This window comes from Erwinia persicina NBRC 102418 (assembly GCF_001571305.1).
GTDB lineage: Bacteria > Pseudomonadota > Gammaproteobacteria > Enterobacterales > Enterobacteriaceae > Erwinia > Erwinia persicina.
Genome location: NZ_BCTN01000003.1, coordinates 1 through 15,804, shown reverse-complemented (window position 1 = coordinate 15,804; position 15,804 = coordinate 1). Strand labels below are relative to the sequence as shown.

The 15,804-nt window shown below is 57.2% G+C and carries 15 protein-coding genes and 1 pseudogene; 7 read left to right on the top strand and 9 right to left on the bottom strand.

Annotation, left to right across the window (positions count from 1 at the left end):
- Positions 1-7 precede the first annotated feature (7 nt).
- Both tyrS and pdxY read left to right on the top strand, forming a co-directional pair.
- A complete protein-coding gene (tyrS, locus tag EPE01S_RS04685; protein ID WP_062743448.1) occupies positions 8-1,282 on the top strand; it encodes a tyrosine--tRNA ligase in 1,275 nt (424 codons plus the stop codon).
- A gap of 81 nt (positions 1,283-1,363) precedes the next feature.
- The gene (gene pdxY / locus EPE01S_RS04680) at positions 1,364-2,224 is read left to right on the top strand and encodes a pyridoxal kinase PdxY (protein WP_062743447.1); all 861 of its coding nucleotides are present in this window, start codon (positions 1,364-1,366) and stop codon (positions 2,222-2,224) included.
- Positions 2,225-2,275: 51 nt separating this feature from the next.
- Here pdxY and gstA read toward each other — a convergent pair whose 3' ends face one another.
- A complete protein-coding gene (gene gstA / locus EPE01S_RS04675) occupies positions 2,276-2,881 on the bottom strand; it encodes a glutathione transferase GstA (protein ID WP_062743446.1) in 606 nt (201 codons plus the stop codon).
- 97 nt (positions 2,882-2,978) lie between these two features.
- The gene (locus EPE01S_RS04670) at positions 2,979-3,896 is read right to left on the bottom strand and encodes a LysR family transcriptional regulator (protein WP_062743445.1); all 918 of its coding nucleotides are present in this window, start codon (positions 3,894-3,896) and stop codon (positions 2,979-2,981) included.
- A 92-nt stretch (positions 3,897-3,988) separates the two neighbouring features.
- Here EPE01S_RS04670 and EPE01S_RS04665 point away from each other — a divergent pair, with 92 nt between their 5' ends.
- Both EPE01S_RS04665 and EPE01S_RS04660 read left to right on the top strand, forming a co-directional pair.
- Complete coding sequence (locus EPE01S_RS04665) at positions 3,989-4,606, top strand: glutathione S-transferase (RefSeq protein WP_062743444.1); 618 nt, start codon at positions 3,989-3,991, stop codon at positions 4,604-4,606.
- Position 4,607: 1 nt separating this feature from the next.
- Positions 4,608-5,495, top strand: coding sequence for a pyridoxamine 5'-phosphate oxidase family protein (locus tag EPE01S_RS04660; RefSeq protein WP_062743443.1), 888 nt, complete (start codon positions 4,608-4,610; stop codon positions 5,493-5,495).
- A gap of 51 nt (positions 5,496-5,546) precedes the next feature.
- On the opposite strand, the gene dtpA is transcribed toward EPE01S_RS04660, so the two are convergent.
- Complete coding sequence (gene dtpA / locus EPE01S_RS04655; protein ID WP_062743442.1) at positions 5,547-7,040, bottom strand: dipeptide/tripeptide permease DtpA; 1,494 nt, start codon at positions 7,038-7,040, stop codon at positions 5,547-5,549.
- Between the two features lie 557 nt (positions 7,041-7,597).
- Here dtpA and betI point away from each other — a divergent pair.
- From betI to betA, 3 genes are read left to right on the top strand one after another with little or no spacing between them, the layout of a single operon-like run.
- A complete protein-coding gene (gene betI / locus EPE01S_RS04650) occupies positions 7,598-8,197 on the top strand; it encodes a transcriptional regulator BetI (protein ID WP_062743441.1) in 600 nt (199 codons plus the stop codon).
- A gap of 20 nt (positions 8,198-8,217) precedes the next feature.
- Positions 8,218-9,675: a betaine-aldehyde dehydrogenase gene (gene betB / locus EPE01S_RS04645; RefSeq protein ID WP_062743646.1), complete on the top strand. Its 1,458-nt coding sequence runs from the start codon at positions 8,218-8,220 to the stop codon at positions 9,673-9,675.
- Between the two features lie 45 nt (positions 9,676-9,720).
- Positions 9,721-11,367 carry a choline dehydrogenase gene (betA, locus tag EPE01S_RS04640; protein WP_062743440.1) on the top strand — a complete coding sequence of 549 codons (1,647 nt, stop codon included), beginning with the start codon at positions 9,721-9,723 and terminating at the stop codon, positions 11,365-11,367.
- 94 nt (positions 11,368-11,461) lie between these two features.
- On the opposite strand, the gene EPE01S_RS04635 is transcribed toward betA, so the two are convergent.
- From EPE01S_RS04635 to EPE01S_RS23590, 6 genes and pseudogenes are all read right to left on the bottom strand, one after another.
- The gene (locus EPE01S_RS04635) at positions 11,462-12,097 is read right to left on the bottom strand and encodes a carbonic anhydrase (RefSeq protein WP_062743439.1); all 636 of its coding nucleotides are present in this window, start codon (positions 12,095-12,097) and stop codon (positions 11,462-11,464) included.
- Positions 12,098-12,191: 94 nt separating this feature from the next.
- Positions 12,192-12,827 (bottom strand): endonuclease III, encoded by a 636-nt coding sequence (gene nth / locus EPE01S_RS04630; protein WP_062743438.1) that lies wholly within the window; start codon positions 12,825-12,827, stop codon positions 12,192-12,194.
- Positions 12,824-13,525, bottom strand: a complete 702-nt coding sequence (locus EPE01S_RS04625; RefSeq protein WP_062743437.1) for an electron transport complex subunit E — start codon at positions 13,523-13,525, stop codon at positions 12,824-12,826. Before EPE01S_RS04625 ends, nth begins: the two co-directional genes overlap by 4 nt.
- Positions 13,518-14,150 (bottom strand): electron transport complex subunit RsxG, encoded by a 633-nt coding sequence (gene rsxG / locus EPE01S_RS04620; protein WP_062743436.1) that lies wholly within the window; start codon positions 14,148-14,150, stop codon positions 13,518-13,520. Before rsxG ends, EPE01S_RS04625 begins: the two co-directional genes overlap by 8 nt.
- Complete coding sequence (gene rsxD / locus EPE01S_RS04615; protein WP_062743435.1) at positions 14,150-15,211, bottom strand: electron transport complex subunit RsxD; 1,062 nt, start codon at positions 15,209-15,211, stop codon at positions 14,150-14,152. Before rsxD ends, rsxG begins: the two co-directional genes overlap by 1 nt.
- Positions 15,212-15,804 (bottom strand): annotated as a pseudogene (locus tag EPE01S_RS23590) (electron transport complex subunit RsxC); the annotation flags it as partial.

The following is a 15,804-nucleotide window of genomic DNA, read 5'->3' as shown; positions in this document are numbered from 1 at the left end:
GTCTTAGATGGCCAGCAGTAACCTGATCAAACAATTGCAAGAGCGGGGCCTTGTCGCCCAGGTAACGGATGAAGAGGCGTTAGCAGAACGGCTGGCACAGGGCCCAATCGCTCTCTATTGTGGCTTCGATCCGACTGCCGACAGCTTGCACTTGGGGCATCTGGTGCCGTTACTCTGCCTGAAACGTTTTCAGGATGCCGGACACAAGCCAGTGGCTTTGGTGGGTGGCGCGACCGGACTCATTGGTGACCCGAGCTTTAAAGCGGCCGAACGTAAGCTGAATACCAGCGACACCGTGAATGAATGGGTGGAAAAAATTCGCCATCAGGTGGCTCCCTTCCTCGATTTTGACTGTGGCAGCAACAGTGCCATTGCCGCCAATAACTACGACTGGTTTGGCAGCATGAACGTGCTCACCTTCCTGCGTGATATTGGTAAGCACTTCTCGGTCAACCAGATGATCAATAAAGAAGCGGTGAAGCAGCGTCTGAATCGTGACGATCAGGGGATCTCCTTCACTGAGTTTTCTTATAATCTGCTGCAGGGTTATGATTTCGCCTGCCTGAATGAGCGTCATGACGTCGTTCTGCAGATTGGCGGTTCTGACCAGTGGGGTAACATTACCTCCGGTATTGACCTGACGCGCCGTATGCATCAGAACCAGGTATTTGGCCTGACAGTGCCGCTGATCACCAAGTCTGACGGCACCAAGTTTGGTAAAACCGAAGGCGGCGCCGTCTGGCTGGACGCGAAAAAAACCAGTCCTTACAAGTTCTACCAGTTCTGGATCAATACCGCCGATGCGGATGTTTACCGCTTCCTGAAGTTTTTCACCTTCCTGAGCCTGGACGAGATCAATGCGCTGGAAGAGGAAGACAAAAACAGTGGCAAAGCCCCACGCGCACAGTATGTACTGGCCGAAATGGTCACGCGACTGGTCCACGGCGATGACGGTCTGGTGGCGGCACAGCGCATCACCCAGAGCCTGTTCTCGGGGGCTCTGAGTGACCTGACTGAACAGGACCTGGCACAACTGGCGCAGGACGGTATGCCAGGCGTTGAGCTGGAAAGCGGTCAGGATCTTCAGCAGGCGCTGGTAGACTCTGAACTTGCACCCTCCCGCGGCCAGGCACGTAAGTTGATCGACGCCAAATCGGTCAGCATTAACGGTAGTCTGCAAACCAATGCAGAATATGCGTTCAGTGACGGCGATCGCCTCTACGGCAAATACACATTGCTGCGCCGTGGTAAAAAGAACTACAGCTTAATCAGCTGGAAATAAAAATGAGTGGGCGAGGTTAAGCCCCGTCCCGGAGCCGGTTAACGCCGGCTTTTTTAATGGCAAGGAAGGTCGGTTAGCACGATGAAAAACATTCTCTCCATCCAGTCGCATACGGTATTTGGCCATGCCGGAAACAGCGCGGCAGAATTTCCGATGCGTCGGCTGGGCGCAAACGTCTGGCCGCTGAACACTGTACAGTTCTCCAACCATACGCAGTACGGCCAGTGGGCAGGTGCGGTGATGCCGGCCAGCCATCTCACAGAGATTGCGCGAGGCATTGGTGATATTGACCGCCTGAAGACCTGTGATGCGGTATTAAGTGGTTATCTGGGGTCGGCCGAACAGGGAGAGGCGATCCTTGAGATCGTGCGTATGGTTAAAGCCGCTAACCCGGATGCCTGGTACTTCTGCGACCCGGTAATGGGTCACCCTGAAAAGGGCTGTATCGTGGCGCCCGGCGTGGCAGAGTTTCATGCCCACGCTTCCTTACCGGCCAGTGACATTATTGCGCCAAATCTGCTGGAGCTGGAAATGCTCAGTGGTCGCCAGGTGGGCGACGTGGCGCAGGCGGTAGCCGCCGCGCGTGAGCTGATTGCCAGAGGGCCGAAAGTGGTGCTGGTGAAACATCTGGCACGTGCGGGCTATCGCAGCGACCGCTTTGAGATGCTGCTGGTGACGGCGGATGAGGCCTGGCATATTGCCCGTCCGCTGATTGACTTTGGCGTGCGTCAACCGGTGGGCGTGGGTGACCTGACCAGCGGCCTGCTGCTGGTGGATCTGTTGCACGGGCTGTCTCTGCAGCAGGCACTGGAGCACGTGACCGCCGCCGTGTATGAAGTGATGTTGAAGACTCACCAGATGGGCGAATACGAACTGCAGCTGGTGGCGGCACAGCAGGCCATTGCCGAACCGCAACAGTTTTTTGCCGCAGAAAAACTGTAAATCAGCCGCTCTGACCACGGGCAGGTGTGTTTCAGGCCTGCCCGTTACCCCTCAGTTCAGCCCTTCGGCACTCAGTGCAGCCGCAACGGCGGGACGCGCGGCAACCCGCTCAAACCATGCGTTTAATGCCTCCAGTTCACTCAGGTTCAGCCTGAGCGTGTGTGCCCAGCGCGTAACGGTAAAGAGATAGGCATCCGCCACCGTAAATCGCAACCCCATCAGCCACTGCTTCTCTTTTAATTCGGTATTCACGTAGTGGAATTTCTGCTCGAGTTGCTCCCGGGCTATAGCCTTATATTCCTCCGGCGTCGTGGGGCGAAACAGCGGGCTGAACCCTTTGTGCAGTTCCGTGGCAATAAAGTTCAGCCACTCCAGAGTATGGTAACGTGTCAGGCTACCGGAAGGGGCCAGCAGCTGGCGATCGGGTTTCAGATCGGCAAGGTACTGAACAATCGCCACCCCTTCGGTCAGCACTGAGCCATCATCCAACTGCAGTGCAGGCACCTGTCCTTTGGGGTTAATCAGCAGGTAGTCTTCATCCTGTTCTGTTTTCTTCGATTGGGTATCAACCGTCACCAGGGTGAAATCAAAACCGGATTCGCGCAGGACAATATGGGGTGACAGTGAACAGGCACCCGGTTTACAGAACAGCTTCATGGCTTGCTCCTTACATGGACTGACAGTGTCTTTAGCTTACTGCCCCGGGCGCGAAAAGTCAGCGCAACTGCGCCATCCGGAACAGGTTTTTTGCTGATTATTTAACCGGGCGCAAAGTCTGTTCCCGCAGGCTTTCCAGCTCAGGTAGGGTGGCACGGGCGAGATCCCAGAACGCCCGCACTTTTGCCGGCATATACTTCACATTCTGCGCCACCAGCTGTACCGGTACCGGAGGAGGGCGATAATCCGTCAGCACTTCGCACAGCGTTCCACGCCGCAGGTCTTCATAGACCTGGTACGAGAGCAGTCGCGCAATGCCCTGACCCGCACGGGCGGTCATCAACTGTGTTTCCACTTCATTCACGCTCAGTCTTGGTGTAATGCGTACCCTTTCCTGTTGTGAATCAGAACCGAAGCGCCACTCTCTCTGCACAGAGGGGGTGTTTCCGGCAATAAGGTGATGCTGAGTCAGCATGGCGGGGCGCTGCGGGTGGCCGTGCCGCATCAGGTAGGCCGGGCTGGCGACCAGCATGCGGTAAACCTGTCCCACCTCGGTGGCGACAAGCGATGAATCACGCAGTTGCCCGATACGTACCGCCATATCCAGCCCCTGTTCAATCAGATCCTGGTAGCTGTCGCTGAGTAGCAGCTCAATCTCAATATCCGGGTACCGCTCGAGAAACGTCATGACCAGCGGGGCGATATGCTGGCGGCCAAACTGTACCGGCGCGGTCAGGCACACTTTACCACTGAGCGTATTGCGCGTGGTGGTCAGCATGACCTGCTGATAATCCTCCAGCAGGCTCTTTGCGCTCTCAAAGAGTGCCAGCCCGGCGGCGGTCGGCGAAAGCCGGCGGGTCGTTCGTTCGACCAGCATAACGCCGAGGCGGTGTTCCAGCGCGGTCAGCGCGCGAGTGATGGCGGGGGGAGAGCGCCGCAGCACTCGCGCGGCGGCGGCCAGGCTCCCCTGTTGCACAATCGCCACAAAAACCGCCATCTCATCCAGCCTGTCCATGATTCTTCCAGGAATTGAAATTATGAATTGCTATTTTTGCCTGTTTACCTCGTTTTCAGCAAGAGTATGCTGACTAAAAACAGGAGGTAATAATGCATTCATTAACATTGTATGGCACCGGACTGTCCGGGCACGTCCACCGGGTGCGGCTGTTGCTCAGTCTGCTGGGGCTGAAAGCCGACTGGGTTGAGGCCGATGCCAGGGTGAGAAAAAGCCCGGATTTTCTGGCGCTGAATCCGCTCGGACAGGTGCCGGTGCTGGTGGATAACGGTACGGTCATTAGCGACAGCAACGCGATTCTGCTCTGGCTGGTGAAACGCTATGCGCCGGACAGCGGCTGGCTGCCGCAGGATCTGGCAGAAGAGGTTCAGGTTCATCAGTGGCTGGCTAAAGCGGCGGGAGAAATCCGCTATGGCGTGGCGTCTGCGCGCCTGATCAGGCAGTTCAGCACAGCGGAAAACTATGCCAGCGCCCACGATGTGGCAATGAAGTTTTTGCCCCAGCTGGCGTCGCACCTCAGCGATCGTCAGTGGCTGGTGGGGCAGCGGGCAACGCTTGCCGACGTAGCCTGCTATGCCTACGTTGCCTGTGCGCCGGAGGGGGGGATAAGCCTGCAGAACTGGCCGGCGATCCGGGCCTGGCTGCGGCAGGTTGAGGCTCTGCCGGGGTTTGTTGGCTTACCGCCGCTGCCACTGCCTGCGGAGGGATAATATGTTTCATCCGGGGGAAAGGCTGGCGCAGCAGCAGGCTGGCTACGCGGGAGTCAGCGCCGCGGTATACCCGCAGATGCCGGCACAGCACCGCCTGTTTTTTCAGGGACTGGAGACCTTTTATCTTAGCGTGCTGGATGACAGCGGCTACCCGGTTGCCGGCGTGATCCACGGCGGGCCGGGGCTGTTAACCACCCCGAATGCACATGACCTCTGCCTGCAACGTGAGGCTGTCGGGGCGCTGCCCTGGCTACCTGTACTCCGGCCGGGCATGGCCGTAGGGGGGTTGGGAATCGACCTGGCCAGCCGCCGCCGTAACCGGGTCAACGGGGTGGTGGACACCCTCAGTGACGACCGGGTGGTGCTGCGCGTGCAGGAGAGTTTTGGCAACTGCCCACAGTATATTCAGCGGCGCTTACTGCCGTCAGAGTCATGCCGCCGGGAGGTACTGGTGGAGCCGTTGGCGGTGCTGGATGCAGATGCCCGCTATCTGATCGCCGCAGCCGATACCTTCTTTGTAGCCAGCTATGCGCCCCGCCAGCAGGAGACGGGTGGGGCAGACATCTCACACCGGGGAGGTATGCCGGGGTCTATTGCGCTCCGGGAGGGAACACTGTTCATCCCGGATTTTGCAGGAAATCGCTACATGAATACCCTGGGGAACCTGCTGCTGGAGCCCCGCTGTGCACTGCTGATTATGGACTTTCATCAGGGGGCAGCACTGCATATCCAGGGACAGGCCGAAATCGTCTGGCAGCCGGCCGGCCAAGGGCGGACTGAGCGTTACTGGACGGTGACACCGCAGCGTATCCTGCGACTGCGGCAGTTGCTTCCTGCCGCCGGGACCGCCGTAGAATACGCCGATAACGCGCGTTCTGTTTCCTCATGATAAAAAAAGGGCGACATCACTGTCGCCCTTTTTTCATTCTGCCCGCAGTGGTCAGACGCTGGCTTTCTCTGGCGCAGCGGCTTCGCCCTGCGTCATCCGGTTCAGCATCGGTGCGGTCAGCATCATCAGCACGGCGATCACGCCGGTGACAATACCAATTTTCAGGAAGACGTCACCATAAACGTGCAGGGACTGCAGCGGATCGGTAATGTTTTCCGGAACGGCCATCAGGTTCGCCACCTTACCGGCCACCATCGCAGCACCTGCAGTGGTGAGGAACCATGAGCCCATAATAAAGCCCATCAGACGCTGAGGAACCAGCTGGGCCACCATGGCCAGGCCAAGCCCGGAAATCATCAGCTCTCCCACGCTCTGCAGCGCGTAGCTGAGGATCAGCCAGCTGACCGACACGATACCCATCTGATTAGCCAGTGACGCCCCCAACGGCAACACGAGGAAGGCACCAGAGCACAGCAGCATGCCCAGCGCAAATTTATGTGGCATTGGCATGCGGTCACCCATTTTGTTATACAGCGCCGCCAGCAGCGGGCTGAAAATCATAATCCAGAATGGGTTAAGGGCCTGGAACTGCTCGGGCTGGAAGGTAATACCCAGAATAGTGTGCTCAACGTTACGGATGGCGAAGAAGTTCAGCGACGTAGGCATTTGCATATACAGCACGAAGAATACAATCGCCTGCACCATCAGCACAAAGGCCACAATCATCTTACGGCGTGCGTGGCCGTGCAGGGCAAACGTTTCTTTGGCAAACACCAGCACGATACCGATAGCGATCACCGCCAGCACCAGACGGGCAATGTCCTGATTGTGCAGCAGCCAGGTCGCCAGGGTAATCATCACCACAATCCCGGCCAGCGTTGCCAGCAGCTTGCCAATATTCAGCGGGGCAAAGTCCGCTTTAGAACCGTGATTTTTAACCCATTTGCGGAAGAACATAAAGTTCACCAGGGTGATCAGCATCCCGACGAACGACAGCGCAAAAGCGGTGCTCCAGCCAAACTCTGCCGCCAGCCATGGCGTGGCCAGCATCGAGAAGAAGGAACCGATATTGATCGCCATATAGTACATGGTAAATGCACCATCAAGGCGAGGGTCATCTTTATCGTAACAGGTCGACAGCAGAGAAGACGGGTTCGCCTTGAACAGGCCGTTACCGACCGCAATCGTGGCCATACCGATGTAGACCAGACTGACATCATGACCCGACCAGGCCACCAGGGCATAACCCAGCGCCAGCACCAGGGTACCCAGTACGATAACGCGCTTCGTGCCCAGCACCTTATCACCCAGCCAGCCCCCGACGGCCACCAGACCATAGACCAGTGCGCTGAACGAGGCGAACAGGGTGATCGACTGCGCTTCGGACATCCCCAGCATTTTCACCAGGTAGACGGCCATAATTCCCTGCAGACCGTAGTAACCGAAACGCTCCCATAACTCAATGGAGAAGATCAGATAAAACGACCGCGGTTGCTTAAACGCGTTGAGGCTTGCAGCCTCAGGTTTTTTGTTTGCAGTTGACACTAGTACCTCTGAATTCAGGACCTGTTTCGAGACAGGAAATAAGTCGGTGTAACGCGGGACGTGCGCTCACCTTATAGTTATAAGAAAGGGAAAAACGCCGAATAATTTAGCTGATTGTTGGCGCTGAGGCAAGCATTTTTTCAATATCGCTGTCGGTGAAAATAACAGCCTTAATAGCAGGGTTTTGCTAAACTTATAGTGATAGATGCTATTTTTTGCTTTTTTAGCAGATGAATATATTTAACATTGTGGTGAATTTGCACGGAATGAGGAGGATCGTCCTGACTCATTGCGGTGCGATTATAAATTCTGCTTTTTGGTGAATTGTTAGTTGCATGGGCTGCTTTTATAAAAAAATAGAGTGATTTATCAGGTTATTACCCGGGCGCAGACGCAGTGAATGCAGATAAAAGCGCTTTATGTGATTAAAATCACATAAAGAATGATAATTCTCGTTGTAAATGAACCATTTTAGCGTCTTATTTTTTTTATTGATTGAACGTTCAATATAAAAACACTACACTAGGTCTCATTCAATAGTTAAAACCAATGAAGCGATGCCAAAAATAGGAATGAAGGCAATTCGTCAGGCGCAGCTGATTAACGCAACGCTGACCGTGATTGACCGGGTTGGGCTGGCAGAGGCCAGTCTGGCCGTGATAGCGAAAGAGGCCGGCGTCTCCACCGGGATCGTCAGTCACTATTTTGGTGATAAACACGGTCTGCTTGATGCCTGTATGCGCCAGATTATGTCCGATCTCTATGTAGCATTAGAGCATCACCGGCATAAAGCGACGCCTGATCCGGCTGCACAAATCCGGGCTATCATCGATGCGAATTTTGATGTCACGCAGATAGCCGCACCGGTGTTGAAAACCTGGCTGGTATTCTGGGCTAACAGCCTGCATCAGCCTAATCTGCACCGCCTGCAGCGGATGAATGACCGCCGCCTTTATTCCAATCTGACGGTGCATTTCCGTCGTGTTCTGCCTGAGCATCAGGCCCGTGCCGCCGGCGCAAGCCTTGCGGCAGTGATCGATGGCGTGTGGCTGCGTATGACGCTGGCCCCGCAGCCGATGGAACAGGGCCTGGAGCAGGCCCGCACGCTTTGTTATCAAAATCTTGCGCTGTGGCTGAACAGCGCACCCACCCCCTGAAAGGAGGAGACATGGCCGATATGAAACGCCACGGTTTATACATCAACGGACGCGAAGTGCCGGGTAATGGCGAACTGTTCACCACCGTCAATCCTGCCAACGGCGACGTGCTGGCTGAAATCACCGCTGCCAGCCCACAGGATATTGATGACGCCGTCGCCTCTGCCCAGGCCGGCCAGCGCATCTGGCGCAGCTATACGCCGGTAGAGCGCAGCCGCGTATTACTGAAAGCGGTTGCCCTGCTGCGTGAGCGCAACCAGGCGCTGGCAGAGCTGGAAACGGCGGACACGGGTAAACCCATCAGTGAAACCTCTGTGGTCGATATCGTCACCGGGGCCGACGTGCTGGAGTATTACGCCGGTCTGGCCGTCGCCGTTGAAGGGGAGTCAATTCCACTGCGTGATACCGCGCTGGTTTACACCCGTCGCGAACCGCTGGGCGTCTGCGCGGGCATCGGCGCCTGGAACTATCCGATCCAGATTGCGATGTGGAAAAGTGCTCCGGCGCTGGCGACAGGTAACGCGATGATCTTTAAGCCGAGTGAAGTGACGCCGTTGAGCGTGCTGGAACTGGCTAAAATCTTTACTGAGGCAGGCCTGCCGGATGGCGTATTTAACGTGGTGCAGGGCGCAGGGGCCGTCGGTCAGGGCCTGAGCCAGCACAGCGGCATTGCTAAAGTCTCCTTCACCGGGGAAGTGAACACCGGTAAGCGCGTGATGGCCGATGCGGCCCTGGCGAACCTGAAGTCTGTGACCATGGAACTGGGGGGTAAGTCCCCGCTGGTGGTGTTTGACGATGCCGAGCTGGAACGCGCGGTCGATGGTGCGATGATGGCGAACTTCTACAGCAGCGGCCAGGTGTGTACCAACGGTACGCGCGTTTTTGTGCAGCGTTCGCTACTGCCGGCCTTTGAACAGCGCCTGCAGGAAAAAATGGCGGGCATTCACTGTGGCGATCCGACTGACCCGGCGGTGAACTTTGGCCCGCTGGTCAGTGAAGAGCATTGCCAGAAAGTCGTCTCTTACCTGGAAGTGGGTAAGCAGGAAGGCGCGCGCCTGCTGGCTGGCGGTTCACGCATCACCGAAGGCCCACTGGCGAAAGGTTGCTACGTTGAGCCAACGGTGTTCACCGACTGCACCGACGACATGCGTATCGTGCGGGAAGAGATTTTTGGTCCGGTGATGAGTATCCTGGCATTCGACGATGAAGAGGAAGTGATCCGTCGCGCCAATGATACCGAGTATGGCCTGGCTGCCGGCGTATTCACGACCTCACTGAACCGCGCACATCGGGTGATCCATCAACTCGAAGCCGGGATCTGCTGGGTCAACAGCTGGGGTGAATCACCGGCACCGATGCCGGTTGGTGGCTATAAGCAGTCCGGTGTCGGTCGGGAAAATGGCCTGGAAACACTGCATCACTATACCCGAACAAAATCTGTTCTGATTGAGATGGGCGACTATCCATCCGCATTCTGATTTTTCGCCGCGGCGTTTGCGTCGCGGCCGTTTTCCGGAGGTTTAATGCAGAAATTTGACTATATCATTATTGGGGCGGGTTCCGCAGGCAACGTGCTGGCAACCCGACTGACTGAGGATGCTGACGTATCGGTACTGTTACTGGAAGCAGGCGGTAAAGATCACCGCTGGGACTTCCGTACCCAAATGCCAGCCGCTTTGGCTTATCCACTCCAGGGTAAACGCTATAACTGGGCATTTGAAACCGATCCTGAACCGCACATGGACAACCGCCGCATGGAGTGTGGTCGCGGTAAAGGGCTGGGCGGTTCTTCGCTGATCAACGGCATGTGCTACATTCGCGGTAATGCGATGGACTACGATAACTGGGCCAGTAAGCCGGGTCTGGAAAACTGGTCCTATCTGAACTGCCTGCCGTATTTCCGTCGTGCGGAAAAACGGGACATTGGCGAAAACGACTGGCACGGGGGAGAAGGCTATCTCAGCGTGACCACCCCGAAAGCGGGAAATAATCCGCTGTATCGGGCGTTCATTGATGCGGCGAAGCAGGCCGGACACCATGAAACCGACGACCTGAACGGCTACCGCCAGGACGGTTTTGGCCCGATGGATCGGACGGTGACGGCGAAAGGCCGCCGTTCCAGCACCGCACGCGGCTATCTGGATGTGGCGAAGCAGCGTCAGAACCTGACTATCGTCACCCACGCACAGACCGACCGCATCCTGTTTGAGGGTAAAACCGCCACCGGGGTCACCTGGCTGCGCAACGGCCGGCAGGAAGAGGCTCAGGCGCGCCGGGAAGTGCTGCTGTGCGCCGGTGCCATCAACTCTCCGCAGATCCTGCAACGCTCCGGCGTGGGCCCGGAAGAGTGGCTGCGCGAGCTGGATATTGATGTCGTTCACGCGCTGCCGGGCGTCGGCCGTAACCTGCAGGATCATCTGGAAGTGTATATGCAGTACGGTTGTAAGAAGCCGGTCAGTCTGTATCCGGCCCTGCAGTGGTGGAACCAGCCGGCGATCGGTGCCGAGTGGCTGTTTAACGGAACCGGCGTGGGTGCCAGCAATCAGTTTGAAGCGGGCGGATTTATCCGTAGCGATGACCAGCCCGACTGGCCGGATTTGCAATATCACTTCCTGCCTGTAGCAATCAACTACAACGGCAGCAGCCCGGTGAAACAGCACGGTTTCCAGGCACACGTGGGGCCCATGCGCTCGATGAGCCGGGGCCGCATCAAGCTGACCTCTAAACACCCGTACGCGGCGCCGTCAATCTTCTTCAACTATATGTCTGAAGAGCGCGACTGGGTAGAGTTCCGTAATGCGGTGCGTCTGACACGTGAAATTATGCGTCAGCCTGCGCTGGCAGAATACTGCGGTGAGGAGCTACAGCCGGGTATTAACGTGCAGAGCGATGAAGAGATTGATGCGTTTATCCGTGAACATGCGGAAACTGCCTATCACCCGTGCGGCAGCTGTGCCATGGGGACGGATGAGATGGCCGTTGTTGATGCAGAAGGGCGTGTCCATGGGATGCACCATCTTCGCGTGGTGGATGCGTCCATTATGCCGCAGATCACCACCGGTAACCTGAATGCTCCGACGGTGATGATTGCCGAGAAAATTTCTGACGCGATCCGTGGCAAAGCCCCGCTGCCACTGTCAGAAGCAGCGTATTATCAGTTACCTCGTTAATGACAGGCGGGCTGACCGGAACGTCAGGTCAGCCCGTGCCATTTCCTGTTACGTCGGGGCGACCGGTTTTTTTGGTCGCCCCGTAATGGCAGAATTATTCGAAGCAGACGTTTGGATTTTCTGACAACAGCACAAACTCTTTACTGTCTTTATCCAGCGCCCGGATAGCCCCGCTTTCAATGTCGTACACCCAGCCATGAAGCCGCAGCGCATTGTTACGCAGGCCCACGGCGACGGAAGGGTGGGTCTTGATGTTGTTCAACTGCGCAATGACATTCTCCTGCACCATCGCATTCACTTTTTCCTCTTCGCTGCTGTAGGTCTTTTTATCGACCACGGCTTTTGCGGCATCGGCATAGTGCAGCCAGTGAGCCACGGCAGGCATGGGATCGAGGCACTGGCAGGTGGCAATCGCCTTCATCGCGCCACAGTTAGAGTGGCCGCAAATCACAATATCCGTCACACCCAGTGCTACCACGGCGTATTCGATGGTGGCGGAAACGCCGCCAGGCTCAGGGCCAAAGGAAGGAACGATGTTACCGGCATTACGGATCACGAAGAGCTGTCCCGGATCCTGCTGGGTCACCAGTTCTGGCACCAGACGGCTGTCGGAGCAGGAGATGAACAACGCTTTAGGATTCTGACTTGACGCAAGGCTGCGGAATAACTCTTTCTGGTGTGGGAAAATGTCTTTCTGGAAGTTAAGAAAACCTTCAATAATATGTTGCATAGCAAACTCTCTATTCTGAATAATGACCGCGACGTGCCGTCATAAAGAGGATAAAAGTATTTTTTTAAGGGCTTGTGCAGGTATGTCTTAGCGCCTACTCCTCTACTTTAGCATCATATTCGCATAAATCTTCAATCAGGCAGGAGCCACAGCGCGGTTTACGTGCAATACAGGTGTAGCGCCCGTGCAGGATAAACCAGTGGTGACAGTCAACTTTGAACTCTTTTGGCACCACTTTAAGCAGTTTTTCCTCCACCTGCTCCACGTTCTTACCCGGGGCAAAACGGGTACGGTTGCAGACGCGAAAAATATGCGTGTCAACGGCGATAGTCGGCCAGCCAAAGGCGGTATTCAGCACCACGTTAGCGGTTTTCCGCCCCACGCCGGGCAGGGCTTCCAGCGCCTCACGGTTTTCCGGCACTTCGCCGCCGTGCTGCTCCAGCAGAATCCGGCAGGTCTTAATCACGTTCTCCGCCTTGCTGTTAAACAGGCCGATGGTCTTGATATAGGTTTTCAGCCCATCCACACCCAGCGCAAGAAGGGCCGCAGGGGTATTGGCCACGGGATAAAGCTTTGCCGTGGCCTTATTGACGCTGACGTCTGTGGCCTGTGCGGAGAGCAGAACAGAAATTAACAGCTCGAACGGCGAGGTGAACATCAGCTCTGTCGTGGGATGCGGGTTATTGTCCCGCAACCGGGTTAAAATCTCCTGACGCTTATCCTTATTCACAGTACACCTGTTTTCCCATCCGGTAGCGCCTGCGCCTCTCTTTCGGCTTTCAGGGCGGCACGTTGTTTCATTTTATTATCAATCAGATATTTGGCCGCCAGCAGCATCCCCAGCCCGATAAAGGCCCCGGGCGGCAGCATGGCCAGCAGCATCGGCGAGTCAAAGTGAACCACTTCAATACGCATGGCTTTCGCCCAGGGGCCAAGCAGCAGATCGGCGCCGTTAAATATCGTGCCGTTGCCAATAATTTCGCGAATCGACCCCAGCACCACCATCACGCTGGTGGCACCCAGACCGATGGCCATGCCGTCCAGCGCCGAAAGCGGTACGCTGCTTTTCGATGCCACCGCCTCTGCGCGGCCCACCACGATACAGTTGGTCACAATCAGTGGAATAAAGATGCCGAGTGACTGATACAGGCCGTAGGCATAGGCATTGATCAGCATCTGCACACAGCTCACCACCGCGGCAATAATCATCACATAAATAGGAATGCGGATTTCAGACGGTACCCAGCGGCGCGACAGAGAGATGGCGCTGTTAGTACAGGTCAGCACCAGCGTGGTCGCCAGACCCAGACCCAGGGCATTGGTGGCGGTAGACGTCACCGCCAGCAGCGGGCAGAGCCCCAGCAGTTGCACCAGCGCAGAGTTATTCTTCCACAGCCCGCCGACCAGCAGGGTTTTTGCTTCACTCATTGTCATCTCCACAGGTTGGCAGCGAGGACAGCTGCCCCGGTAAGGTTTCAATATACAGCGTTGTGCGCTTTACCGCATTCACCACCGCTCGCGGAGTAATGGTGGCCCCGGTAAACTGATCAAACTCGCCGCCGTCTTTCTTCACGGCAAACTGACTGTCGTCAGGGCCTTTGACCCGTTTGCCGTTGAAGCTGTTGATCCAGTCAGAAACACGCAGATCAATTTTATCGCCCAGGCCGGGTGTCTCGTGGTGTTCCACCACCCGGGTGCCGTATACCGTACCGGTAAAACTGGCGCCCACGATCATCTGGATATTTCCCGAATAGCCGTCAGGGGCCGTCGTTTCCATCGCCACAGCCACCGGCTTATCCCCTTTACGTGCCAGGTAGAGGCGGTGAGGACTGCCGTTACCCAGCGCGGGGTTGCTGACCAGGTAGCACTCCTGCTGAATGGCGTTATCGTACAGCTCCGGCGGCACCACCTGGTCCAGCAGGACTTTTTGCTGAAGCGCGGTCTGATGAGCAATCGTCGGTTTGGTGACGGTATTCACTACGGCCGTCAGGCCGGTAGTGATGGCGGCGAAAACGGCCAGCGTGACACCGTTTTTACGAATGGCATCCAGCATTATTTATCCTTCCGGTGGCCGTAGACGCGCGGCTGCGTGTAGTAGTCAATCAACGGCACGCAGATGTTAGCCAGCAGCACGGCAAACGCCACGCCATCCGGGTAGCCGCCAAAGCTGCGGATCAGCCAGACCAGCAGGCCAATCAGTGCACCGTAGAGCAGGCGACCTTTATTAGTGGTGGATGCGGTCACCGGATCGGTGGCAATAAAGAATGCGCCCAGCATCGTTGCCCCGGAAAGCAGGTGGATCACCGGCGATACTAAACTCTGGGGCGAAATCAGCCAGCCCAGCGTGGCGCAGAATGCCAGGGAAACAAGCATGCTGACCGGAATATGCCAGCGGATACTGCGCGTCATTAGCAGGAAGGCCCCGCCCAGCAGAAAACCCACGTTGACCCACTGCCAGCCGAGCCCGGCCAGCACGCCGCTGTAAATAGGCTGGGCCAGCAGTTGCTCTGCGCTGTGTCCGGCACGCAGGCCGGTTTTGAAGGTATCCAGCGGCGTCGCCTGGCTGATGCCGTCAATGCCTACCTGCAGCTGCTGCATGGTGTGACCGTCCAGCGTATGGAAATGGAAGATCATGCTCAGAGTGTCGCCGAAGCCGGGCGTGATGCCCTGCAAGCTGTCTGGCGGCAGCCAGCTGGTCATCTGCACCGGGAAGGAGATCAGCAGGACCACATACCCGACCATCGCCGGGTTAAACGGATTCTGCCCCAGGCCGCCGTAAAGGTGTTTTGAAATAATCACCGCAAACAGCGTGCCGATCACCACCAACCACCACGGGGCCAGGGAGGGAATGCTGATGCCCAGCAGCAGGGCGGTCAGCAACGCCGAGTTGTCCTTCAGTGTTTCAGCCAGCGGTAGCTTACGCAGCCGCAGGATAGCGGCCTCCGCACCCACGGCGGCCACGGCGGCAATCAGCACCTGAATCAGGTTGCCCCAGCCGAAATAGTACCACTGAGCAGCCATGCCGGGCACGGCAGCGAGGAGTACCAGCAGCATAATGGTGCCGGTACTGCGGCGGTTGTGCGTGTAGGGTGAACTTGCAATACGAAAAGCCATTTAATCCTCTTGAGCTGAAGGCTGCTGCGATTGACGCGCTTTTACGCGCGCAATGGCCGCGGCCACCGCTGCTTTACGTGCATCGTCTGAAGCGGCGGGCGCTTCGTCATTATCATCGTCGGTTTCCCGGCGCTGCGCGGCTTTCTTCGCTTTGGCGCGGGCGATGGCGGCTTCGACTGCGGCCTTGCGGGCGTCGACCGGCGGTTCGGCAGGCGACGTATCGGATTCGTCGGGTGCACTGCCGCTGGCCTGCGCCGCTTTCTTCGCTTTAGCGCGGGCGATGGCAGCTTCCACTGCGGCCTTGCGGGCGTCGACCGGCGGTTCGGCAGGCGATGTATCGGATTCGGCTGGTGCACTGGCGCTGGCCTGCGCCGCTTTCTTCGCTTTGGCGCGGGCGATGGCAGCTTCCACTGCGGCTTTGCGCGCGTCGACCGGCGGTTCGGCAGGCGACGCGTTGATTTCGTCCGGTGCGCTGGCGCTGGTCTGCGCCGCTTTCTTCGCTTTAGCGCGGGCGATGGCGGCTTCTACCGCGGCCTTGCGGGCGTCGACCGGCGGTTCGGCAGGCGACGCGTTGATTTCGTCCGGTGCACTGG

What these genes read in the sequence shown, in the direction of transcription:
- pdxY (WP_062743447.1), top strand. Translation starts at nt 1,364, where the DNA reads ATGAAAAACATTCTCTCCATCCAGTCGCATACGGTATTTGGCCATGCC.
- rsxG (WP_062743436.1), bottom strand. Translation starts at nt 14,150, where the DNA reads ATGCTGGATGCCATTCGTAAAAACGGTGTCACGCTGGCCGTTTTCGCC.
- EPE01S_RS04670 (WP_062743445.1), bottom strand. Translation starts at nt 3,896, where the DNA reads ATGGACAGGCTGGATGAGATGGCGGTTTTTGTGGCGATTGTGCAACAG.
- rsxD (WP_062743435.1), bottom strand. Translation starts at nt 15,211, where the DNA reads ATGGCTTTTCGTATTGCAAGTTCACCCTACACGCACAACCGCCGCAGT.
- EPE01S_RS04660 (WP_062743443.1), top strand. Translation starts at nt 4,608, where the DNA reads ATGTTTCATCCGGGGGAAAGGCTGGCGCAGCAGCAGGCTGGCTACGCG.
- betA (WP_062743440.1), top strand. Translation starts at nt 9,721, where the DNA reads ATGCAGAAATTTGACTATATCATTATTGGGGCGGGTTCCGCAGGCAAC.
- EPE01S_RS04625 (WP_062743437.1), bottom strand. Translation starts at nt 13,525, where the DNA reads ATGAGTGAAGCAAAAACCCTGCTGGTCGGCGGGCTGTGGAAGAATAAC.
- gstA (WP_062743446.1), bottom strand. Translation starts at nt 2,881, where the DNA reads ATGAAGCTGTTCTGTAAACCGGGTGCCTGTTCACTGTCACCCCATATT.
- tyrS (WP_062743448.1), top strand. Translation starts at nt 8, where the DNA reads ATGGCCAGCAGTAACCTGATCAAACAATTGCAAGAGCGGGGCCTTGTC.
- betI (WP_062743441.1), top strand. Translation starts at nt 7,598, where the DNA reads ATGCCAAAAATAGGAATGAAGGCAATTCGTCAGGCGCAGCTGATTAAC.
- EPE01S_RS04635 (WP_062743439.1), bottom strand. Translation starts at nt 12,097, where the DNA reads ATGCAACATATTATTGAAGGTTTTCTTAACTTCCAGAAAGACATTTTC.
- betB (WP_062743646.1), top strand. Translation starts at nt 8,218, where the DNA reads ATGAAACGCCACGGTTTATACATCAACGGACGCGAAGTGCCGGGTAAT.
- EPE01S_RS04665 (WP_062743444.1), top strand. Translation starts at nt 3,989, where the DNA reads ATGCATTCATTAACATTGTATGGCACCGGACTGTCCGGGCACGTCCAC.